A 24,218-nucleotide genomic window follows, 5' to 3' on the forward strand; every position below is an offset into this window, starting at 1 on the left:
GTATCTCAAGAAAAGGATCCTCAAACTAATCCTTCATGGAAGCCAATTGGTACAGAGCAAGGAGCAAAACCTGATATGAAATTTAAAGAAGGAACAGTAGATTGGAGTGAGATGAAAAAAGCAATCTCTTATGCTGTTGATGTTCCAGAGAGCCAATTAATTTTCGATTTTATTGGAAATAATGGTAATAATAAAGCCTACGGTAATGTACGAGATAAACAAAGTAATAAAAAATATAAGGTTAATATTGATTGGGTAGAGAATCAAGGGTGGAAACCAGCATCTGTACAAGTGGTAAAATAAATAATTGAGATTAAAAAATCCAATATCCTTTAACTTTTAATTATTCCAGTAAAAGGCTAGAGATTAACTATTGAAATAGATAGTCTCCAGCCTTTTTTTATTAGTGGGGAGAAAAGGGTTTTATAAGGAGTGCTTAATATTCAATTATTTGTTAAATTATTATTCGAAATATATAATTAAATCTTATGGAAAAGTTTTGATATAAAGCACATAATATTTTTTTGAAATTCATTAATTTTAATATGAGGTGTAGAGAATGGGGAAATCTCGCGAACAAACAATTGAAAATATTTTAGAAGCGGCTAAGAAAAAATTTGGAGAGAGTGGATATGATGGTACAAGTATCCAAGAAATTGCAAAAGAAGCAAAGGTGAATGTTGCTATGGTTTCGTATTACTTTAACGGAAAAGAGAATCTTTACTTAGAGGTATTTAAAAAATATGGTTTTGCAAAAAAACTACCGAATTTTCTTGAAGAAACGAAACATAATCCTAAAACTGCTCTAAGACAATATTTAAATTTCTTTATTACACATATAAAACAACATCCTGAAATTGGAACGCTTGCATATGAGGCAATTATCAAAGAAAGTTCACAATTGGAAAAAATAAAACCATATATTATTGGGAATTTTGGACAATTAAAAGAAATCTTATTGGAAGGGAAGGAACAAGGGGTTTTTCATTTCTTTTCGACAAACCATGCTATTTATTGGATTACCTCCATAGTCTTATTTCCGAAATTTAAAAAGTTTATTGATTCGATGAATCAAAGTGATTCCGACGATATGCAAACAGAGTGCATAACAGATGATCTTGTAAATAGAATTATTTCTTCATTAATACATAATCCTACATTATAAAATATCCCTTATTTAAAAATGAATCTACAACTGATTCAATTTCCCGATTCATGAAATTACTAAAAAGTATTTGCAGTTATACCCACTGGTATTTCACATCCTTAAATAATTGTAAGTGCTATTATTTAGAATGTATCGGTATAAAAGTACATAATTCTTTTTTTAGATGATAAAAAATTAAAAACTGCTAGTGCCATGTGTATGTGTTGAATAGGATTAGTTACGTTATAATTTGTAAGTTTATAAATTATATTAGGTAGAGATTTAAACATTTTACATTTCTAAATAAAGCCAAAAATCAACACCTACAGATGTATTTATGGGTGTTGATTTTTTAATTTCTCAGAGTAAGTGACTAAGACTCCTATATCATAGGAGGACTCTTAAAACAGTATGCATATTGTAAATTGTGTGTATACAAACATGAGGTAGTATCTCACTATATAGATATGTGATTAGGTATATTTTATTTGATGAATTATAACTATTATCTCCAAATATCTAACGAGACCTTACTAGAGATATTGGATTCGTATAACGAATATGTAAATACCAAACAAAAAAATTAAAATAATTCATATGAAAGGTTGGGAAGAAGAAAGTAATTCAATAATGTTACTCCTTGAATTATATTATCAATAAATGCATGTAATGTAATATGAAATATTACATATTCAACTAATTAGTGTATATAAAATGTTATATTCTTTGATGGAATATATAATTGGAGGAAACATCATGAACAAGAATTTGAAATTTACTCAACTGATACTTGGTATTAGTACAATGGCATTATCAATTGGAAGTATTCAAACGCAAGTATCAGCAGAGGAAAAAGCACCGTATAATGTGTTACAAGTGAAACCAATGGGCACAGAAACTTCAAAAGATGAAATTGTACATGCTACAAAAGCAGACGAAACATTGACTTTTGAAGAGCGATTAAAAGTAGGCGATTTTTCACAACGACCTACTCCGGTTATGAAACGTGATGAAAGTCAATTAAAGAAAAGCTATACGCTGGCAGAACTAAATAAAATGCCTGATAGCGAACTCATTGATACACTATCAAAAATTTCTTGGAATCAAATTACTGATTTATTTCAATTCAATCAAGATACCAAAGCTTTTTATCAGAATAAAGAACGTATGAACGTTATCATTGATGAATTAGGACAGCGAGGAAGGGCGTTTACGAAAGAGGACTCAAAGGGTATTGAAACATTTGTTGAAGTATTACGTTCCGCTTTTTATGTGGGATATTATAATAATGAATTAACTTACTTAAAAGAGAGAAGCTTCCATGACAAGTGTTTACCAGCATTAAAAGCAATTGCAAAAAATCCAAGCTTTACATTAGGTACAGCCGAGCAAGATAGAGTAGTAGCTGCGTATGGAAAATTAATTGGTAATGCTTCTAGTGATACTGAAACAGTACAGTATGTGGTAAATGTTTTAAAACAATATAATGATAACCTTTCTACGTATGTAACCGATTATGCGAAAGGACAAGCTGTATATGAAATTGTAAAAGGAATTGATTATGATATACAGTCTTATTTACAGGATACGAATAAGAAACTTAATGAAACAATGTGGTATGGAAAGATTGATAACTTTATAAATGAGGTTAGTAGAATTGCTCTCGTGGGGAATATAACAAATGAAAATAGTTGGTTAATTAATAATGGCATTTATTATGCAGGACGTTTAGGGAAATTTCATAGTAATCCAAACAAAGGATTGGAAGTTATTACACAAGCGATGAACTTGTATCCTCGTTTAAGTGGAGCTTATTTTGTAGCAGTAGAACAAATGAAAACAAACTATGGTGGAAAAGATTATAGTGGAAATGCAGTAGATTTACAGAAAATACGTGAAGAAGGGAAACAACAATACTTACCTAAAACATATACATTTGATGACGGATCTATTGTCTTTAAGACGGGAGATAAAGTAACAGAAGAAAAAATTAAGAGATTATATTGGGCAGCCAAGGAAGTAAAAGCACAATATCACCGTGTAATTGGAAATGATAAAGCACTAGAACCGGGTAATGCTGATGATGTACTAACAATAGTAATTTATAATAATCCAGATGAATATCAATTAAATAGACAATTATATGGATATGAAACAAACAACGGTGGAATTTATATTGAAGAGAAGGGGACTTTCTTTACATATGAGCGTACGCCAAAGCAGAGTATTTATAGTTTAGAAGAGTTGTTCCGTCATGAATTCACTCACTATTTACAAGGAAGATATGAGGTTCCTGGTTTATTTGGAAGCGGAGAAATGTATCAAAATGAACGATTAACTTGGTTCCAAGAAGGGAATGCAGAATTTTTTGCAGGATCTACACGTACAAATAATGTTGTTCCGCGTAAAAGTATGATAAGTGGTTTATCATCTGATCCAGCAAGCCGTTATACAGTAAAGCAAACTTTGTTCTCAAAATATGGATCATGGGACTTTTATAAGTATTCCTTTGCACTACAGTCATATTTGTATAATCATCAATTTGAAACATTTGATAAGCTTCAAGATTTAATTCGTGCAAATGATGTGAAAAAGTATGACTCGTATCGTGAATCATTGAGCAACAATACACAATTGAATGCAGAATATCAAGCGTATATGCAGCAGTTGATTGATAATCAAGATAAATATAATATACCGCAAGTAACAAATGATTATTTAATTCAACACGCACCGAAGCCGTTAGCTGAAGTGAAAAATGAAATTGTGGATGTAGCAAATATAAAAGATGCACAAATTACAAAATATGAGTCGCAATTCTTTAATACATTTATTGTGGAAGGCAAGTACACAGGTGGTACATCAAAAGGTGAGTCTGAAGATTGGAAAGCGATGAGTAAACAAGTAAACCAAACTTTAGAGCAGTTATCCCAAAAAGGGTGGAGCGGCTATAAAACAGTTACAGCTTATTTTGTAAACTATCGTGTAAATGCAGCTAACCAGTTTGAATATGATATTATTTTTCATGGTGTTGCGACAGAGGAAAAAGAAAAAACGACTACTATAGTAAATATGAATGGACCATACAGCGGGATAGTAAATGAAGAGATTCAATTTCATAGCGATGGTACAAAAAGTGAAAATGGAAAAGTTATTTCTTACCTATGGAACTTTGGAGATGGTACAACAAGTACAGAAGCTAATCCTACCCATGTATATGGAGAAAAAGGAACTTATACTGTGGAACTAACAGTAAAAGATAGTAGAGGTAAAGAAAGCAAAGAACAAACAAAAATTACTGTAAAACAAGATCCGCAAATAGGTGAATCCCTTGAAGAGGAGAAGGTACTCCCGTTTAATAAACTTGTAAAAGGAAATCTGATTACTCCTGATCAAACAGATGTTTATACGTTTAATGTTACAGATCCAAAAGAAGTAGAGATTTCTGTGGTAAATGAACAAAATATTGGGATGACATGGGTACTTTATCATGAATCAGATATGCAAAATTATGTAGCTTGTGGTGAAGATGAAGGAAATACTATAAAGGGGAAATTCGTAGCGAAACCAGGGAAATATTATCTGAATGTGTATAAATTTGATGATAAAAATGGTGAATATTCACTATTAGTAAAATAAATTTATTTCCAATATGTATATAATCATTGTTTTTTTTAGAAGGGGTCTGTCACGATAGACTCCTTCTGTTTTTTTATTCATACGGTCTTGGAATCTATGAAACTAAGCTTCCAAGCAGTGTCCCAATATGGGAACATACAGGTGACATTCCAGGATTCATTACTTTTACTAAAGGTACACTTGGCGGTAAACATACGTTGGCTGTCAGTTTAAACAGTATGTGTAGTGCTAACAGTCCAAATCCTTTTAAAAATATTTTCATTGCTGAATCTAGCAGGTAGACAAAGAAAAGAGCGTGTTTTGAAAAAAATAACCAAAACACGTTCTTAATATTTTCAGTTGATTATTTTTTATAAAAAGTTTAATCATTTCTACTTATATTGCTCAACTATTTGACCCATTACTTTAAGTTTAAAAGTCATTGTGGAAAATTTAAGTGCTTATAGGGAATACTCAGCTAACTGTTCACCCCAAGATGATAATTCGGTTTCAATAAATCCTGCTTTTTTATATACAAATTTTGCAGTAAGGTTTTCAGGATTATATCCAATCATGATTAACGGAATATTGGTGTAATTATTTCGTCTTATCTCATCAATAATTAGATATATAGCTTGTTTGCCTATACCTTTCCCTTGAAATTCTTCATCAATCATAAGTCTATAAATCCAATAATTTTTATCATCAGGGTCTATCCCAAACATAGTAAATCCTATCATTTTCTCATCAAAATAAATACCTTTTGCATAGAAGTTATCTAGAAATTGAACTTCTGCAATAGAATAAAGGTTGGATGCAATAAATGTTTGTTGTTCTTTTTTAACAGAAAGTCTAATTGCTTCTTTCCAATTACTTTTGTCAATAGCCTTTAAATAAATTTTCTTCAATCTGATACTCTCCTTCCAATGTTGAGGAGGAACCACGTAGTTTATGGGTTAGTGATACGTTATCCACTTGTTTTTTCGCTCAATGAAATAGAAATATTTTCTCATTGACAACGTCTCCTTAAAGGTACAATTCAAAACACATTAATATAATTATATTCTTCCTACTATAAATTATTTTCCTGTTAAAAAAATTCTATTTCTCTACCTAATTTAGCTAAGGTATATGATACCAAATATCGGAAGAATCTCTTTGCAAACAATTTTATTTCACCTTGAATAATGAAAGATTGGTCAGATTTATATTATGGTGAAAACTTCAAACGATTGACTCAAGTGAAAGCTAAATACGATCCAGAAGATATTTTCAATTTTCCATAAAGTATTCCACCTGTTTATAAAAAATAGAATTCCTTGCCTGTTTTAAATTTTGCAATTTATAAAGAATAATAGATAAAAAAGATTGCACGGATAATGAATAAACATGAATCAATAAAAAAAGGAGCACATCACATCGACTTCAAGCTAAGATTTTACACTATCCATAAAGTAAAAAATACGTTATTCCTTTCTCTAATTATGCAGAAGGAATAACGTATTTTTTCATTTTAAGAGGAATTTTATTTTCTTAGCTTGATAGAGATATGTTGTTACTCCATTGGTAAAATAAAGAATTTAATTAGCTTACTAAAAAATTGATTTTAAGTAAGAGGTATATATACAGAATACCACCAGCATTTCTCTCATTTTCCACTTTAATATATGGACTTCAGTATTTGACGCAAATAATTTCTTCTAATAATAAGGTAGTAAATTATTTGTACACTAATAAAGCTCGTGAAGATGAAAATAGAATTTCCTGCAATAGGTAAGTCTATGTGCCTGCTCTGTGCTAAAAACCTTATTGCCAAGAAAGCCACGCTACTGTGAAGAACAGAAATCACAATAGGTATAAAAAATAATATACTAATTTGTTGGGTTACAATTTTTTTTATCTCTCTTTTAGTTAACCCTAATTTAGAAAGCATTTGAAATTGGCTTTTATCTCGATCTAAATCTGTAAATAAACGGAAGTAAAGAAAACTAATTGTAAACACGAAAAATACAACTCCTACTAGTACACTAAGAATAGATAGTATCGCATTCACTTGTTTACCTTCTAACCATTTTAATACCGGGGAATCAAATATAAATGGTGGGCGTCCGTTTCTATAATCATTTGGAATTATCTCTGTAAGTTTTTTAGCCACATCTGCTGTTTCATACATGTTTTTAATTAAGAAACGATAGTCTATATACTGATCGACCTTTGCTTCTTCTAACGGTGTATTTAGAATTGTTTCGTACATTGAATCCGAAACAACGACAGAAAAATTATTAGATGGGCTGATAATATTATCCATTAATATTTTATTACCAGAAAAATTATAATTCATATTACCGTGTTCCAGTGTAAGGGATGAAGACATTTTCTTTAATTCCTCTTGAGAAGCTGCTCTCAAATATATTTTTGATGGTAGGATTAGACTGTCTGTTTCCTTATTTAACGTTTCTGCTGAGTATCCTAGTGTTTTTGCAGTTGCGTTGTAATCAGTCAGTTTCATAATTGGTGTTGCGTGACTTGTTGTATCAAAACCAGTAGAAGTTACTAATTTATATGAGAATCCATCATTATGTAATTGTTTCTCTATTTGAGAAATATGAAATGCCTCCTCCTTGTTGTGTTTATATGATTTATATTCAAATGCATAAGGACTGTTAACTTCCGCTAATGCGCCATTTCCAATAGAAAGGCAAGCACCAATAGAGGTAAAGGCAACTGCGGAAAGTACACTTACTAGAAAGAGTGTTCTTGCGTTATCTGTCATTCGATATGTTAACTCTGAAATCATTAACATATTGGTTTTTTTAAAGAAAGTGTATTGACGATTTTTCAATATTGTAATGACATAAAAGCTGAGCTGAGTAAATAAAAAGTATGTTCCTAATACAGTTAAGAAAACACATAGTAATAGAACATAAATCTCAATTCCTTTTTTTAATGCTATATCCAAATAAAACGCTGAGGCATATCCAATGCAAATAAAAAGAATTGAGAAGAAAGCTAGCCATTTAGATGACTTTGGTTCCGCTTTTGGTTTTTCTTCAGATTTCATGAGTTCAATTAGCTGTGATACCTTCATTACTCGTACAGTGAAAAAAGAGACAAGTATAAATAAAATAAAAAACATAAGAGATGTCACTAAAATTGCATTAGTAGGAAAATGAAATGGAAGCCCACCTTTTAACAGGAAAAGGGAACCACTTATTAGTAAGATTAATTTTCCAAAAACTAATCCAAGTCCAATCCCAACAATAATTGCAGAACATCCAATTAACATATTTTCCATGAAAATTAGCTTTTTTAATTGTGCGTTAGACATGCCATGGAGTAATAAAATCCCAAATTCCTTTTTCCTTGTTTTTAAAAACATAGTAATAGAATAGAGAATGAAAAAGAAGGAGAAAAATATAATTAGATATTGAGCAATTTTAAATCCTTTTGTACTTAAAGAACTCATGGTCTCACTGGTCGATACAAGATTTCCAGTGAAATTAGGATGAAATGCAAGCAATTCAAAAGTAAATAGAATCATCACGGCAAATGTACTACTCAAAAAATGTCCAAGGTATAATCGTTTATTACGAGTGACATTATTATATACAAGTTGACGAAAATTCATGTTAATTACCTCCTAGTAAAGATAGTGCATCTGTAATATCTTTGTGAAATTTTGAACGATTGTCATCGCAATAAATTTCATTATAAAAAGATCCATCTGTAATGAAGATTACTCGATCACAGTAACTCGCAGCTACGGGATCATGTGTCACTAGCATCATAGTTACTTGTTGATCTTGATTTAATTTCTTTAGGAGTTCCATCACATCATTTGCCGCTTTTGAATCTAAATTTCCTGTTGGTTCATCTGCTAATATTAATTGAGGAGAATGAATAAGGGCACGAGCAATGGCGGTTCGTTGAGCTTGTCCTCCTGAAATTTCATAGGTTCTTTTATTTAAAATCTGTTCAATCCCTAGTTTTTTGGAAATGACTTCTACTTTGTTGTTCATTTCATTCAAACTTATATTATCTAATGTAAGTGGTAAAACAATATTCTCTTTTACAGTTAGAGTATTCATAAGGTTAAAGGATTGAAAGACAAACCCTAGTTCACGGCGTCTAAATAATGCTAAATCATTAGAAGATAAACAATGGGGATTTTTTTCGTTAATAAATACTTCTCCTGATGTTGGTGCATCAATAGTAGAAATCATATTCAGTAAAGTTGATTTGCCACTTCCTGATGCTCCCATAATTCCTACAAATTCTCCTTTTTGTATTGTCAAATCAATATTGGAAAGAGCTTTATAAGATACTTTTCCTGTATTATAAATTTTACTTAAGTTACGGACTGTTAATATACTCATAGTTGTTATCTCCTATTCTTTTATTGGTTATATATAATTTAATCTAAAGTATTATAGTCCTCATATTGAATTGTCTTACATTTACCTTACAAGCATGTAAGATTTCTATCTTTTAAGAGAATTGTTTTAGAAGAGGTTGAAGATCTAACTCACCATATTTACAGTGTATAACGTCTGTTAAATTAAAGGAAGGAACCTATCATATTTCCTAATAGGTTCCTTTTTTAATACAAAAATTTCAAATATATAGAGTTATGCTTCGAATCGTTTGTATTTTTATAAAAATCTTATAAAGTTAAATTTCTTGTTTTATTTTAGCTTTATATTGATAAGGTACTAGCATCCTATTTTTTTATTATTTAAATTAGAATAAATATCTACTGTCGTTTAATAGGTAATGAATAATAACCAAAAGCTAAATCCAGCAAGGAACTTGCTTCTTGACGCAGTAACACATCTTTCGGACGGAACATAAAAGATCCGTCAGCATTGATGGAAGTATCAGGGTCTAGAATTCCTTGGGAGGCAAGTGCTTGAATAGATTGGACTGCCCAATCATCTGCGGCATCAAGTAATTTAACTTTACTAGATTTATCATTTTGAATCATTTTCAAGTCTTGAATTTGCTTTACGTTTTGAATCATGGTTGCTGCGACCTGTCGTGTAATCGGGGTAGCACGATTATACTCTGGAATTCCATTCATCATTTTTTCCCTGGCCTCCTTGGATTCGTCTGGAAAACCGTTCCATCCGTGAGCAAGTAACAGCATATCCGCAAATTCTCCTTGTGTCATGGTGTCCATCGGATTAAATAGATTATCTGTTTTAGCACCCATAATGTTTAGAGCATGAAGGTTATCAATGTGACTTCTATATTTACTCTTTGCTGGCACGTCATCAAACGGTGATTTGTTGTTAATTTTCTGAGCATCTGCTACAAAATCAAGGCTTTTAGGAGAGGTGTAGTGAAAATATGTGATTTCTCCTGCTGAATTCTTTTTGAAAGCGACTTTATTGCCTTCTGAATCCTCAAATAACAATGCATGAATCATTTTGAGAACTTGTTTTCCCGTTGTTCCACCCTCCATGATCAAATTCCCATTTTCATAAGTAAAATGAGTGCGAATGGCAGCGAAACGCGTGTTCTGGAATAAACCCAAGTATTTATGAGCCTCTTTTTCCTCTAACGGGAGATAACTTGTTTTTACTTCATTCTTCTTAGCGGGGAAATAGTGATCCATGAGAGCTTCATATATGTCTATACTCATCATTGAATCATTATTGTAAGACATGAAGAATGCTGTTTTTTGTTCAGGCACTAAAATCAGCAGTGATTGATGCCCAGGCATACTTCCACCTTTCATTACAACATGTTGACCGTTAGCAAATTTATTAAAAGGCGTTTCAAATCCAATTGTCGCAACAGGGACTGTCTTATCATCAAAAACTTGATAGGCATGCATCATATCTATGCCTTTTTTACTTATAATTTCTTTGTCTTTAAACGTTCCTTTCTGTAGTTGCATAATCATGTATTTTGACATGTCTTCCGCAGTAGATAAAATGCCTCCTTGTGGTGTATCCCTTAAACCGCTCCCACTTGTTGGAATCGGATCGCCAGTGGGACCATAATGTGTAGCCATTCTTTTGAGAAGGTCAGGCGTAAAGCTCATACTCGTAGATTCCATATCTAATGGTTTGAAAATATTTTTTTCCATATATTTTGAGAAAGGGGTGTTAGTAGCATTTTCTACTGCAAACCCTGCGAGCGCAAATGAGACGTTGTCATACGTATAAACTTCCCCTGGTGGCCGTATCACCGTTGGCATATGCTTAGAGAAAAATTCTTTCATTGGTATACTATTATGAACGTATTCGGGTCCAGTTATATTTGTGAGATCCGGAAAATCTACCCCGCTAGTATAAGTAAGCATATCAAACAGGGTGAGAGGTTTCCCTGTTTGATTAGGAATTTGTAATCCACCAAGGTATTTTTGTACATCTTGATCTAGTTTAAGCTTTCCTTTATCGACTTGCTGCATCACAGCCAAAGCAGTAAAGGTTTTTGAGACTGAAGCGATTTGAAAGACCGTGTCCTTAGTGACAGGGATTTTCTTTTCTTTATTGGCATATCCATATCCTTTATTGACAACGACCTTTCCATCATGAACGACGACAAAACTAGAACCGTTCACATTATACTTCTTCATTTTTTCTTCAAATAACGGGTCTGCAAAAGATTCTATTTCTTTTTTATTATTAGGTCCTTCCATCATTTGAATATTAGTTGAGGATGCTAATGGTTTTGATTTTTCAGCTTCTAATAATTGTTGGGAACACGCAGAAATCATTGTTGAAGAAGAAAGAAGAACTGCAACGATCCCCAGTTTGTTAATTGCTTGTTTCATTTTTGTAAGCTCCTTTAATTGATTTTTTTGTTAGCGAAACGAGTTAGCACCCGTTAGCGTATGAACAGAGTGTAGCAAGAGGCCAGTCATAGTAGGTAGTGAGTTTTTGTCATATTTATAAAGGAGAACAAAATTGAGTGGATAAGGCTGTATTAATAGTTATGTCATAAAAGTCATGACATTTTGACACTACCGTGTGTGACAGAAAAACATTTAGAATCAAGGAGCAGTTTTTAACGCATTAACAATAAATGGGGAGGGGAGATCTACATTGTGTATGTTAAAAAATATAATGAGGCGTGAAAGGGGAAATAGGCATGATTTATTTATGAAAAACAAACCAGTAATAAGAGTGGTTCTTCTAGGGTTAACATACATGCGGAAAAAGAGGGATTTATCGTTTGTTAGAATACAATTGCATTTATGAAAAAATAATTAGCAAGATAATTACAAATGTAATATTGAACTTTTAATAGAGGTGATAGCTGTGTGCTTAGTATGAAACAACTAATAACCATCTACACAATATGAATAGAGGAGAGGGAGAATCTTATGAAAACAAGTAGGCAAATTACGAGTGCAAGTCTGACCCTTTTAATGGCTGGAAGTTCTTTGTTATATACAACACCAAGCTCAATTGTAAAAGCAGAGCCCAATCAAAATGTATCTAATTCGTTACAAACAAATACTCAAAGAGATCGTACTTCCGTCAAGAAAGCAATGCGGGATACACTACAACTTGGATACCCAGGGATACTCGCCAAAATTTCAAAGGATAGAAAAACGTGGAGTTATGCTGCTGGGGTAGCGGATCTGAGAACCATTTCATGTGTTTTACCGAAACAAGTACAACTTTCTAATAAACAAATTCGTCTGTGTATTGTCGATGATCATTCTTTTATCCGAGAAAGTCTTCATACAATTTTGAGTGGACTGGAGGATTTACAAGTAGTGGGAATGGCTGAAGATGGAGAACAGGCTTTGGAATTGTGCGGGAGACTAAAACCAGATGTAGTATTAATGGATTTAGAGATGCCAAATCTGGATGGGATTCATGCAACTAAAATGATTAAGAAAAGATGGCCGGAGATTCGTGTACTCATTCTGTCAACCTTCCAGAATACAGAAAGGGCAAAAGAAATCATACGAAATGGTGCGGATGGATATGTATTGAAATCCATAGATTCGCGTGAACTAGCTGAATCAATTCGTCTAGTCTATCGAGGAGGGGCGATGATTACTCATGACTTATTCCATAGGATGTGGGAAGAGAATAAAGAAACAGGATTATTTGAATCACGATCAGATGGAATAGAGTATGGCTTGTCGAAAAGAGAATTAGAGATTTTGGAACTATTATCACAAGGAAGCCGTTATAAAACAATAGCTTCGACACTTTACTTGTCAAACGGAACAGTAAGAAATTATGCCTCCAATCTCTATGAGAAGCTAGGAGTTAAAAATCGAGAAGAAGCAGTACAAAAGGCAAAAGATATAGGATTACTTTCATGACTCTCCTACTTGAACTAGTTAGCTGAAGTTAATGGGGAACTTACAGATAATGCAGAACATCACTACCCAATCCCAAATTTGAAACTACAATGAAAAATAAAGATTTGGAACGCTTCTACTTTTTTGTGAACAAAGTTGTTTAAAAAGGTTATTTGGATTCTCATATCGAAAAAGTAAAACACTATAGACGAAGACTATAAAATGTGTAGACTATAACTAAATTTGAAACAAGGTTTAAGGTAGATGAATGTTTTATTGAAACCTATCTTTACAAAGGACTGGTAAATAGTTTTCATATTTGTTAGTACATCGGTTCTAAATTTAAAAGTAAAATAGGTATTTGGGTCAATAACATCTTTGATTTAGATGTTATTGACTCAATTTAGAAAATATCTATTAAGTTGCCATGAGTAATTTTAGAATTGAAAGAGGGAATTTCGTAAATTCGGGATAATAGTACTCACTAAATTAAAGCTCTCTATAAAGAGAAGAATTTAGAAACTAAAGAAATCAGTGTGACGGTGCTTGATTGTAGTCAAATATAAAATATGTTGTTTTGAGTTGAAGTAAGATGTGTAATTGAAAAAGATAACAGGATAATATATTTCTAATCATTTAAAGGGAAGGGGATGTGATTAAGGTGAATAATACATATAATGAAAAGACGCATACATTGATTAAACAATTATTAAAAAAGTTTTCACCAAAAGTTCCTGGCTTTGCATATATGGCCAGTTTTGATAGCGGAGTAACGTATAAAGGTGCAGTTGGCTTAGCTTCTATAGAGGAAAATCTACCGATAACCACAAAGAGCGTTTTTAATATCGCTTCAGTTTCTAAACAATTTACAGCGTTTTCTATATTACTCTTAGAACAAGAGGGAAGATTGAGTTTAGATGATTCAATTGTAAAGTTTGCCCCTTCTATAGGAACATATGCTGAACCAGTAACATTGAGGCATCTAATTCATCATACTGGCGGACTAGTTGATTATATGGAATTGGCTCAAGCAGAAAATATTAAATTTACTGATATATTAACTGTGGAACAATCGCTAAAACACCTTAATGGTCATCAAATTGCAAGGTTCCCTGTTGGCACAAAATTTGAGTATAGCAATACAGGATATTTTTTATTGTCATTGGTGGTAGAGAAGGTAAGCGGGAAGTCTTTACGTCAGTTTGCAAAAGAACGTATTTTTGATTCTTTAAATATGAAAGACACAACAATTGTAGATTGCTACCCAACTACTATATCAATTGCTAGGGGGTATTCAAAGAATGAACAAGGAGCATATATGGTCTATGAAAGCCCTTGGGAACATACAGGTGATGGGGCAGTTCATGCAACAGTCGAAGACCTGGTAAAGTGGGGAGAAAATTTAACTACAGGTACCGTTGGCGGAAAAGAACTTGTTAAAAGAATGAGCGAAATAGGTCCGGAAATTTCTCCAACTGGGGAAACAATTATTGACAATGAAGATTATGCTTTTGGGCTAAGGCTTGCAGAAGGTTTTAACTGTCGATACTTGGAACATTCAGGTAGCTGGGCAAGTTATCGTTCATACTTCATGCGGTTTCCAAAAGAATATTTGACTGTTGTAGTACTAAGTAACTATGATGGATTTGACTCTAAAAAATATGCTAATGAAATAGCGGGAATTATTTTAGAAAAGTAAAAAATAGAGTGTAGGAGAGTATCTGGATTTGGTTAACCACAAGTTGTTTTAGGTGTAATTGATTTTGGGAACGGAAGGCAGGCATATATTTATGCCTGCTTTTTTGTATTAAAATGAACATAGATATTAATTTTTTTGTAAATATGGAACAATGTCATTACTTACAATGTCTATTAAGCGTTGAAACATTTTTTATTTAATAAATTAAGAAAGGAATAATGATTTTTAATTAAGGGAGAAGATTGAATTGAAAAAATTATGGATGCTGTTTTTCATTTGTTTCGCAGTTATGTTGGTAGGATGTAATAAAAACGAACCACCAAAACAAGCATTTGAAGAATATATCAATTTATGGAATGATAGAAAATTTGCAAATATGTATGATCATTTATCAGACCATGCCAAAAAATCGATTTCTAAAAAAGAATTCACAGAAAAATATCAAAAAATCTATGAGGGGATTGGAGCTAATAATTTAAAAGTTAAAATGAAAGGAGAGAATACGAAAGATAAAGAGCTTTTTCTTTTTGAAGTTAAGATGGATACGGATGTAGGACCAGTTTCATTCATCCATGAAGCAAAACTTGTGAAAGATAAAGAGTCTTGGGAAATAGATTGGACACCAGACTTCATCTTCCCAGGTATGAAAAAAGATTACAAAGTACGTATGCAAATAGAGCAAGGAAAACGCGGAGAAATATATGATCGAAATGGAAAAGGGCTTGCAACGAATGGTAAAGCGACTGAGGTTGGAATTATTCCAGAGAAACTAGGCGAAACAGCAGCGCAAACGAAAGAAATAGTAGCACAATTACTTGATATGTCTATAGAAGAGGTCGAACAAAAGCTCACAGCGAAATGGATAAAACCAGACTCCTTTGTACCAATTGGCATTTTAAAAGAGGGAACCAGACAGAATGATTATATTGAATTAGAAGGAGTTTCATCTCACCCAGTAAATATTCGTACGTATCCATTAGGTGAAGCAGCGGCACACTTAACTGGATATATAGGAAAGGTGAATGCGGAGGAGTTAAAATCACTTCAAAAACAAGGTTATCAAGCAGATGATTTAGTAGGTAAGACTGGTTTAGAGAAAGTGTTAGAAAATAAATTGCGTGGTGAAAAGGGTGGACGCGTATTTATAGAAGATGAGAAGGGGAAAGAGATTAAAAACGTAGCAAAAAAAGAAGCAAAAGAAGGAGAAAATGTTACGTTAACAATTGATGCTGCAATTCAAGAAAAAATCTTTAATGAGATGAAAACTGAAGCAGGGTCTAGTGCAGCGGTCAATCCTAAAACAGGTGAAACAATCGCACTTGTAAGTAGCCCTGCTTATAATCCAAATATAATAGTTAGAGGAGCATCGAAAGCCCAACGAGAAGCATGGAGTAACGACTCGAAACTACCAATGACAAATCGCTTTACACAAGCATTTGTACCAGGTTCCGTATTTAAAACGATCACAGGTGCAATTGGTTTGGAAACAAACACAATAAATCCGAAGGAAGAATTTAAAATTCAAGGATTGAAGTGGACAAAAGATTCATCTTGGGGAAATTACTATGTAACGCGTGTAAAGGATGCAAGTCCAATTGATTTTGATAAGGCAATGAAGTATTCTGATAATATTTATTTTGCTCAACAAGCTTTGAAAATGGGAAAAGATCAGTATGTAAAGGAATTTAAAAAGTACGGATTTTATGAAAAATTACCAATCGAATACGAATTTCCTATTTCAATCATTGCAAAAGATGGGATAAAAAACGATATTCAACTAGCAGACACGGGCTATGGACAAGGACAAGTATTAATGACGCCACTTCATTTAGCATTAACATATGCACCGATTGTGAATGAAGGGAATATTCCGTCGCCACATCTTTTAAAAGAAACAAAAGTAGCGGGGAATTGGAAAGAAAATGTGGTTTCTAAAAAGAATCAAGACATATTAAAGAGTGCATTAATCAAAGTCATTAATGACCCTGATGGCGCAGGGAGAATTGCAAAGGTTGATGGTGTTACGCTTGCTGGTAAAACTGGTACAGCAGAACTGAAAGAGTCTAAAGAAGCAGACGGAAAAGAACTGGGATGGTTCGCAGCTTTCGATGCAAATGCGCCAGACATGATTGTTACCATGATGATTGAAGATGTAAAAGGAAGAGGAGGAAGTAACGTTCCAGGTGAAAAAGTAAAACATGTATTTCAGAATTAATACTTAATTATAAGGTGAATTTTTTGACTACATTTATTACATGTTTGCTTAACTCAAAGATATAAATTGGGGGAATATAGAACAATTAAATTTCAAAGAAGCATTCTTTCTAATCGAGAATGCTTTTTTGCTGCGACTCTAGAAAGTTAATACCTTATCTTAATTTTCATTTCTGAAAAGTTGGCATTGCTAATGGTAAATAGAAAGAGTATAGCAAATTGAAATGGACAAGTGGAGTGTTACGTTAAATTCAAAAAACAGATTTTCATGAGTAGAATTTTATCATTGTATGCTTTACTTGTTTTTTAGTAGTATTATTCTGCTTGAAAAAAGATAAACAATGGAACAAATGAAACTTGTATCTTGTCTATATATTGAAACCATAATAAAAGTGAGGGCAGTTTTTATGTTTATTCAAATAAGTTTGAGGTGTGGAAATGGAACAGACGTTTATTGAAAAGTGTAATCATGATGAGCTGGACTATGTTATAAAAGACTATTGGCAAGATGTATGGAATTATTCATTTATTATTACGAAAGATCCACACTTATCAGATGATATCACGCAAGATGTATTTATAAAGGTGTTTAAAAATTGGAATTCATTTCGAAAGGAGTCATCTATTAAAACGTGGATTTTAAAAATCACAAGAAATACGGCAATAAACTATTTGAAATCCTCCTATTTTAAAAGGATATCTTTAATAGGATTTTTTAGTGACGATAAGCAATCCCTGTCAGCAGAACAAGAATTTTTTAACCAAGAAGAGATGAATGAGGTGTGGAAGGTTGTATTAAAACTACCTAAAAAGCACCGTGAAATAATTATATTGGACGCAAAATATGAATTATCATATGAAGAAATGGCTGAAACATTAGGAGTATCCATTGGAACTGTAAAATCGAGATTAAGTAGAGCGAGAAGTAAGGTTTCAAAATTAATAGGGGAGGGTAGTAGTGATGAACAATAAACAAAATCCTGACTGGTATAGAAAAATAAAAAAAGGCCCAATGGAGAATCGTAAAGATGAAGAAGAATTTATTTCTAAAATAAAGCAGTCTATATACGAAAATAATGAAGTGGATTTTGTAAAACATAAAAGACCATTTCGTAAAAAAGCATTACCTATTGTAGTTGTTTTAGTTTGTACAATGTTATTTTTCATTGTTCAACAACCTTGGCTTGATGATAATGAATCACCAGTACAAAGTAGTACTCAAATTAAGCCTAAAACAAAAGATGAGTCTGCTCAAGATCCATCATTAAAACAATTTATGAATGAACTATATCAAAGTACGAACTCAAAAAATGAAAATGACCTGTACAAAGCGTTAAATGATGAAGTTCTATTTAAAGGGAAGAGTTATAAGAAGGATGAACTGAAGTTTGATGAAGATATTTTTCATGAGTTGCAAGTCGCCCTTACAATGGGGGGAGAGTTTGCAAATGATACAAAGCAAGTATATAAAGTACCAAGTGGATTGACGGAAAGTAACCAACGAAAGCAAGCACATTTTATATATGCAACTGTTACTGGAAATAAAACAAAAATTTTAGCAGAACCAAAGCGAGAATCACAAGTTTTATATGAAGTATCTAATGAAATGGTAAAAGCTTGGATTCCAGAAAAAGTGCAGAATGATGGATATATAAAAATATCGACAATTAACGGTAATACTGGATATGTACAGAAAGAGTACGTTTTAACTGATATTAAATATTCATTTATGTTCGAAAAGAATAATGAAGGTATATGGAAAATAATAAATATAGATTCTATATGGTAAAAGAGGAAGGTTCACTTTAATGAACCTTCCTCTTTGTTTTTATTCTCTTTTTGAAGAGTATTCCAGTACTCTAAAATTTCTGATGTAACGAGAGCGGCAATGTTTTTTTCGGAATTACTGCCAGGAATAACGACAGAAATAGCAATTTGTGGATCTTCAGTAGGAGCATATGCAATGAAAAGAGAATGATTTATCATTCTTTCTTGCTCATTTGGAAAACCTGTAATACCTGTTTTACCTGCGACGTCAAAGGGCAACTTTTTAATTTCCTCTATATTTTGACTCATTCCACCTTGCACGACACTCCAAAAGTTCATCGGGTAACGATTTGAACTTTCTAAAATGGTTTTAAACTTTTTGGTTTCCTTACCATCTTGACCAATAATCGCACTTACGATTTGAGGTTTATATTTATCACCTTTACTTGCCAATGTTGCTGCATATTGAGCGAGTTGAAGAGGAGTATGCACTTCATTTCCTCCCCAAGAGGCATTTAATAAAGCAGAAATCCCATTTTCAAATTTATTAGATGGATGGAATTCATATTGTCCGTCTTCTTCAAAGGGCAAATCAATCCCGGTTTTAGAACGTAGGCCGAATTGCATTAAATAATCTGTCCATATATGTGCCACTTTTTCTATATTTCCATTATTTTGGTTGAATAAGGGCAGAGCTACTTTTGCTGTCATAAATGTGTTAGATGAATTAATGATAGCCTGCCTCGGTGTAATCTCACCTGTTGGTGTTCCAGGTGCATTCGTAATGTTATTTTGATTATCATACTGAAAAGTACCTTTATCTAAATAAGTATCTTCGGGTTGAAAAAGTTTTTCGTTTAATCCAATTAAAATAGTAAGTGGTTTTATAGTAGAAGCCATATTTACATAAGATTCACCATACTTTAATTTTTGAATCGCTTTATTTTGCGAAAGAGATTTAATATTTTCTTTTCTAGAAGATACATGTGTATTTAATATATTTGGATCAAAAACTGTCGAGTTGACCATAGTTAAAATCGCGCCAGTTTTTGCATCGCTCACTACAGCATAACCAGCTTTAGCATCAGGTGTTTTCTTAATTTGCGATCTTAATGCTTCTTCTGCCTTTTGCTGCAACTCAGAGTCTAAAGCTAGCCGTACATCTTTTCCTTTTTGTACTTTTTGAATGTTCCATAAGAACTTTTTATTATTCAATTTAAAAATAAGAGTTTTACCTGGTTTTCCTTTTAAATCATTTTCATATTGCAGCTCAATCCCGCTTTTTCCAACAGCCATATGCTTTGAATTAAGGTCATTTTCTACATACCCAATTACTTGTGAACCAATTTCGTGTTTAGGATAATATCGAATCCATTCATCTTTAATTATTACATTATTGGGTTTGTTTTTGTTTATGAATGCAAGTTCATTCTCAGTTATATCAGAGTATAACGGTATATCATTCATAGTCTGCTTTTTACAAGATTGTTGTAATTGAGATTTTATGTTCTCTGTAGAAATATCATGTTGAAACTCGCTTGAAAATTGATTAAAAAAAGCTAATGTGCTTGATGTATCTTGTTTCGATAGCTTTTCATCATTAGAAGTGCAATATAGAGACTTAACTTTCTTATTTGTAGCTAGTATTGCACCATTTTGATCAAAAATCTTTCCTCTTTCAGCTGAAGAAGTTGCGATAGTAATTGAAATGAAGTTGATTTTTAATAAAATTAGTAAAATCAAACCTACAATAGAAAGAACCGCAAATAATCTCCATCTTTTTGTATGTAACATATAACCCTCCCTTATGTAGCCTACTTCATCTTATATTTAATTATTTTTTTTGTAAATGTGGAACAACTGTATTGTTTAGGTTGTCTATTAAGTATTACAGCATGAAGAAAGGAATAATTAGCATGAAAAATTACTAGCACGTCTATATGTAAGTTTAATAAGAGTCATTATACAGTTTAGCACTTCTAATGCAAGTGGCAAAAAATAGAGAGTAAACAAGAAGGGAGAGTTATTAATTCCATAGTTAAACGAAAAGGAATGGATGCTTACAAGGATTAAGCAAAAAAATGAGGCGATATTTATAACCGATTATCGGTATCTAATATATAAGGAATGCTTTTAGTATTTGTAGCAATTCCTGAAAGGATTAAATGGAGGATTTATGAAAGAACAAAAAGGCAAGAAGCAGAAGACATATATATCTATTCGATTAAATATAATGTTCCTTTGTATATTTGTACTATTCTCAGCTATTATTATGCAGCTAGGAAAGGTACAAATCGTTGAGGGAGAGGCTTATAAGAACCAAGTGGAAAGTAGTCAAAATGCAATAACTAGTATTCCAGTTCCACGTGGACAAATTTTAGATCGAGAAGGGAAAACAGTTGTTAATAATAAATCTCTTCGCACAATTACGTATACAAGGGTGAAGGGAATTACGAGTGAAGATATTTTAAAAACAGCAAAAGACTTGGCGAAAGTACTTGAAATGCCTGAACAAGATATAAATAAATTAACAGATATCGATAAAAAAGATTTTTGGATGCAGTTGAATTTGAAACGTGCGGAGACAAAGATTACTAAGAAAGATATAGAAAAGTTTAAAGAAAAGGGTATAGAGGGAAAAGAGTTAGATAAAAAAATAGAAGACTTAAGACGAGGTCGTGTTACAGAGGTAGAATTAGCAGAATTAACAGCACAAGATTTAAAGGTGTTAGCTATTAAAAGTAAAATGAGTTCAGGTTATCAACTAACACCACAAATTATTAAAAAAGATGTAACAGATGAAGAGTATGCGCGGATAAGTGAAAACCTTGCGAATTTTCCAGGAGTAGATGCAACTGTTGATTGGGAACGTAATTATGTAAATGGTAATTTATTTCGTTCTGTATTAGGAAATATTACGAGTAGTGAAGAAGGATTACCGAAAGAAAATTTAGATTCTTATTTAGTACGTGGATATAACCGTAATGATCGTGTTGGAAAAAGTTATATTGAACAACGATATGAAGATGTATTACACGGCACAAAAGAAGAAGTGAAAAATATTACTGATAAATCAGGAAACATTGTTAGCACAGAAATAATCTCTAAAGGAAAAAGTGGTAATAGTTTAACATTAACGATTGATATGGAATTACAAAAGAAAGTGGAAGAAAGTATAGAGAAAAACTTGAGAGCTTTTAAGAGTTCAGAGCCACTGCTCGATCGAGCTTTTGTTGTCATGACGAATCCAAATAACGGACAAATTTTATCAATGGCAGGCAAAAAGATTGTAGAAAAAGAAGGAAGAATAGAGGTTGAGGATTTGGCATTAGGTAACATGACAACTTCGTATGAGCTAGGGTCAGCTGTAAAAGGTGCTACTTTATTAACTGGATATGAGACAGGGGCAATACATCCAGGAGATCAATTTTATGACGCGCCGATGAAATTTAAAGGTACACAAGCTAAGAAATCGTGGAATGTATCCGGATTTGGTAATATTAATGATTTACGGGCTTTACAAGTATCTTCGAATGTATACATGTTCCAAACAGCTTTAAAAATTGCGGGAGTTAATTACGTACCAAATGGCTCATTGGATATTAAACAAGGAGCATTTGATACGATGCGCTATTATTTCAAGCAATTTGGTTTAGGTGTCCCAACAGGTATTGATTTACCGAATGAAATAATGGGACAAACGAGAAAAGTAGATAGTCAACCTGGTTTTTTACTAGATTTTTCTATCGGTCAGTATGATACGTATACGTCGTTGCAATTAGCACAATATATTTCAACGATTGCGAATGGTGGTTATAGAATGCAACCTCAAATTGTACAAGAAATACGAGAACAATCAATAAAAGAAGAGGTTGGCAAAGTTATACGGTCCATAGAGCCTGTCGTATTAAATCGAATTGATATGAAGAAAGAACATATTGATCGGATAAAAGAAGGGTTTAGATGGGTATTCCAAGAAGGTGATGGAACTGGCGTGAAGTATTTCAAAAACGCGCCATATAAACCAGCAGGAAAGACAGGGACAGCCCAAACTGTATATGGTGGAGATGACCCGATTGGCAGAAATGCAAAAGGAGAACGTATGGAATGTTACAACTTAACGTTAATTGGATATGCTCCATATGATAATCCAGAAGTAGCATTTTCCGTAGTAGTTCCATGGCTTCATGATGATAAAAATGGAATTAATTCTATAATTGGAAAGGAAGTATTAGATGTATACTTTGATTTAAAACAGCAACGTATACATGGTGAAGCTACTAGTACAGGTAGTTCTAAGCAAAATTAAGATACTTTTCTCAGGGAAGAGAACCTGTTTGTATAAAGCCATTTATAAGAAAAAATGAAATGTGAAATAAGAGATAGCGGCGATCATAGCTACTATCTCTTATTTTGTTAATAACTCTCATACTAGCTATAAAATTTTTTTCAGTTTATGGAACAAATTTGGTTCGGTGATTGTCTATTATGTGTACGTATAAAAAGGTACTAAAAATTTGGAAGGAATGATGATTTTGAAAAATAAGAGGATGCTAAAAATAGGAATATGCGTTGGTATATTAGGTTTAAGTATTACAAGCCTAGAAGCTTTTACAGGAGGGGCACTGCAAGTTGAAGCGAAAGAAAAGACTGGACAAGTGAAACATAAAAATCAGGCGACGCATAAAGAGTTCTCTCAACTTGAGAAAAAATTTGATGCTCGATTAGGTGTATATGCGATTGATACTGGTACAAATCAAACAATCTCTTATCGATCTAACGAAAGATTTGCCTTCGCATCAACCTACAAGGCTTTAGCAGCAGGAGTATTACTACAGCAAAACTCAATTGATTCATTAAATGAAGTAATCACATATACGAAAGAAGACTTAGTGGATTATTCACCTGTTACAGAGAAACATGTAGATACTGGAATGAAACTAGGAGAAATTGCTGAGGCAGCTGTTCGTTCAAGTGATAATACTGCAGGGAACATTTTATTTAATGAAATAGGAGGACCTAAAGGATATGAAAAAGCGCTTAGGCATATGGGGGATCGGATTACTATGTCTGATCGCTTTGAAACAGAATTAAATGAAGCTATTCCAGGAGACATTCGTGACACTAGTACAGCGAAAGCTATTGCTACGAATCTTAAAGCTTTTACGGTCGGAAATGCACTTCCTGCTGAAAAACGTAAAATTCTTACAGAGTGGATGAAAGGAAATGCTACAGGAGACAAACTTATTCGTGCAGGCGTACCAACTGACTGGGTAGTTGGAGATAAATCAGGTGCTGGCAGTTACGGGACAAGAAATGATATTGCTATCGTTTGGCCTCCAAATAGAGCACCAATTATCATCGCAATTTTATCTAGTAAAGATGAGAAAGAGGCAACTTATGATAATCAACTCATTGCAGAGGCAACTAAAGTTATAGTTAAGGCTCTTAGGTAATAGTATTTTAGTTTTCGCATTTTTAACATGAAAGTATTAAAA

The 24,218-nt window shown here is 32.7% G+C and carries 14 protein-coding genes and 3 pseudogenes; 12 read left to right on the forward strand and 5 right to left on the reverse strand.

Annotated elements, in window-relative coordinates:
* The 4 genes and pseudogenes from BLT20_RS23405 to BLT20_RS31150 form a co-directional block, all read left to right on the forward strand.
* A partial coding sequence (locus BLT20_RS23405; RefSeq protein ID WP_141769991.1) for a YrrS family protein occupies positions 1 to 303 on the forward strand: 303 nt, incomplete at its 5' end.
* A 256-nt stretch (positions 304 to 559) separates the two neighbouring features.
* Entirely contained in the window at positions 560 to 1,165 is a 606-nt protein-coding gene (locus BLT20_RS23410) for a TetR/AcrR family transcriptional regulator (protein ID WP_000520480.1), read from the forward strand.
* Positions 1,166 to 1,903: 738 nt separating this feature from the next.
* Positions 1,904 to 4,786 carry a collagenase ColA gene (gene colA, locus BLT20_RS23415; protein WP_001038972.1) on the forward strand — a complete coding sequence of 961 codons (2,883 nt, stop codon included), beginning with the start codon at positions 1,904 to 1,906 and terminating at the stop codon, positions 4,784 to 4,786.
* An 80-nt stretch (positions 4,787 to 4,866) separates the two neighbouring features.
* Positions 4,867 to 5,067 (forward strand): annotated as a pseudogene (locus tag BLT20_RS31150) (peptide hydrolase); the annotation flags it as partial.
* A gap of 159 nt (positions 5,068 to 5,226) precedes the next feature.
* Here the strand turns inward: BLT20_RS31150 and BLT20_RS23425 are convergent.
* Positions 5,227 to 5,673 carry a GNAT family N-acetyltransferase gene (locus BLT20_RS23425; protein ID WP_000725627.1) on the reverse strand — a complete coding sequence of 149 codons (447 nt, stop codon included), beginning with the start codon at positions 5,671 to 5,673 and terminating at the stop codon, positions 5,227 to 5,229.
* Positions 5,674 to 5,952: 279 nt separating this feature from the next.
* Here BLT20_RS23425 and BLT20_RS23430 point away from each other — a divergent pair.
* Positions 5,953 to 6,051 (forward strand): annotated as a pseudogene (locus tag BLT20_RS23430) (BBE domain-containing protein); the annotation flags it as partial.
* Positions 6,052 to 6,425: 374 nt separating this feature from the next.
* Here the strand turns inward: BLT20_RS23430 and BLT20_RS23435 are convergent.
* The 3 genes from BLT20_RS23435 to BLT20_RS23445 form a co-directional block, all read right to left on the reverse strand.
* A complete protein-coding gene (locus BLT20_RS23435) occupies positions 6,426 to 8,393 on the reverse strand; it encodes an ABC transporter permease (RefSeq protein ID WP_001011440.1) in 1,968 nt (655 codons plus the stop codon).
* A gap of 1 nt (position 8,394) precedes the next feature.
* Positions 8,395 to 9,141: an ABC transporter ATP-binding protein gene (locus BLT20_RS23440; protein WP_000025975.1), complete on the reverse strand. Its 747-nt coding sequence runs from the start codon at positions 9,139 to 9,141 to the stop codon at positions 8,395 to 8,397.
* Between the two features lie 377 nt (positions 9,142 to 9,518).
* Positions 9,519 to 11,549: a serine hydrolase domain-containing protein gene (locus tag BLT20_RS23445; protein WP_000806259.1), complete on the reverse strand. Its 2,031-nt coding sequence runs from the start codon at positions 11,547 to 11,549 to the stop codon at positions 9,519 to 9,521.
* A gap of 822 nt (positions 11,550 to 12,371) precedes the next feature.
* On the opposite strand from BLT20_RS23445, the pseudogene BLT20_RS23450 reads away from it, so the two are divergent.
* The 5 genes and pseudogenes from BLT20_RS23450 to BLT20_RS23470 form a co-directional block, all read left to right on the forward strand.
* Positions 12,372 to 13,061 (forward strand): annotated as a pseudogene (locus tag BLT20_RS23450) (response regulator); the annotation flags it as partial.
* Between the two features lie 640 nt (positions 13,062 to 13,701).
* A complete protein-coding gene (locus BLT20_RS23455) occupies positions 13,702 to 14,739 on the forward strand; it encodes a serine hydrolase domain-containing protein (RefSeq protein ID WP_001066663.1) in 1,038 nt (345 codons plus the stop codon).
* Between the two features lie 247 nt (positions 14,740 to 14,986).
* Positions 14,987 to 16,954, forward strand: coding sequence for a penicillin-binding transpeptidase domain-containing protein (locus BLT20_RS23460; protein WP_000737735.1), 1,968 nt, complete (start codon positions 14,987 to 14,989; stop codon positions 16,952 to 16,954).
* 437 nt (positions 16,955 to 17,391) lie between these two features.
* Entirely contained in the window at positions 17,392 to 17,925 is a 534-nt protein-coding gene (locus BLT20_RS23465) for an RNA polymerase sigma factor (protein WP_000438330.1), read from the forward strand.
* Positions 17,915 to 18,742, forward strand: a complete 828-nt coding sequence (locus BLT20_RS23470) for an SH3 domain-containing protein (RefSeq protein ID WP_001060757.1) — start codon at positions 17,915 to 17,917, stop codon at positions 18,740 to 18,742. The genes BLT20_RS23465 and BLT20_RS23470 overlap by 11 nt, the downstream gene beginning before the upstream one ends.
* A gap of 11 nt (positions 18,743 to 18,753) precedes the next feature.
* Here the strand turns inward: BLT20_RS23470 and BLT20_RS23475 are convergent, their stop codons facing one another.
* Positions 18,754 to 20,514: a peptidoglycan D,D-transpeptidase FtsI family protein gene (locus BLT20_RS23475; RefSeq protein ID WP_000903358.1), complete on the reverse strand. Its 1,761-nt coding sequence runs from the start codon at positions 20,512 to 20,514 to the stop codon at positions 18,754 to 18,756.
* A 382-nt stretch (positions 20,515 to 20,896) separates the two neighbouring features.
* Between BLT20_RS23475 and BLT20_RS23480 the strand changes: the two genes are divergently transcribed.
* Both BLT20_RS23480 and bla read left to right on the forward strand, forming a co-directional pair.
* Positions 20,897 to 23,029, forward strand: a complete 2,133-nt coding sequence (locus BLT20_RS23480; protein WP_000662986.1) for a peptidoglycan D,D-transpeptidase FtsI family protein — start codon at positions 20,897 to 20,899, stop codon at positions 23,027 to 23,029.
* Positions 23,030 to 23,249: 220 nt separating this feature from the next.
* On the forward strand, positions 23,250 to 24,176 hold the full coding sequence (gene bla / locus BLT20_RS23485; RefSeq protein WP_013141957.1) for a class A beta-lactamase Bla1: 927 nt from the start codon (positions 23,250 to 23,252) through the stop codon (positions 24,174 to 24,176).
* Positions 24,177 to 24,218: the final 42 nt, after the last annotated feature.

It is taken from the genome of Bacillus sp. cl96 (genome assembly GCF_900100505.1).
GTDB classification, from domain to species: domain Bacteria; phylum Bacillota; class Bacilli; order Bacillales; family Bacillaceae_G; genus Bacillus_A; species Bacillus_A cereus.

Excerpts from the sequence above, each read along its gene's own strand:
- BLT20_RS23410 (WP_000520480.1), top strand. The coding sequence starts at position 560 with ATGGGGAAATCTCGCGAACAAACAATTGAAAATATTTTAGAAGCGGCT.
- colA (WP_001038972.1), top strand. The coding sequence starts at position 1,904 with ATGAACAAGAATTTGAAATTTACTCAACTGATACTTGGTATTAGTACA.
- BLT20_RS23435 (WP_001011440.1), bottom strand. The coding sequence starts at position 8,393 with ATGAATTTTCGTCAACTTGTATATAATAATGTCACTCGTAATAAACGA.
- BLT20_RS23440 (WP_000025975.1), bottom strand. The coding sequence starts at position 9,141 with ATGAGTATATTAACAGTCCGTAACTTAAGTAAAATTTATAATACAGGA.
- BLT20_RS23445 (WP_000806259.1), bottom strand. The coding sequence starts at position 11,549 with ATGAAACAAGCAATTAACAAACTGGGGATCGTTGCAGTTCTTCTTTCT.
- BLT20_RS23465 (WP_000438330.1), top strand. The coding sequence starts at position 17,392 with ATGGAACAGACGTTTATTGAAAAGTGTAATCATGATGAGCTGGACTAT.
- BLT20_RS23470 (WP_001060757.1), top strand. The coding sequence starts at position 17,915 with ATGAACAATAAACAAAATCCTGACTGGTATAGAAAAATAAAAAAAGGC.
- BLT20_RS23475 (WP_000903358.1), bottom strand. The coding sequence starts at position 20,514 with ATGTTACATACAAAAAGATGGAGATTATTTGCGGTTCTTTCTATTGTA.
- BLT20_RS23480 (WP_000662986.1), top strand. The coding sequence starts at position 20,897 with ATGAAAGAACAAAAAGGCAAGAAGCAGAAGACATATATATCTATTCGA.
- bla (WP_013141957.1), top strand. The coding sequence starts at position 23,250 with ATGATTTTGAAAAATAAGAGGATGCTAAAAATAGGAATATGCGTTGGT.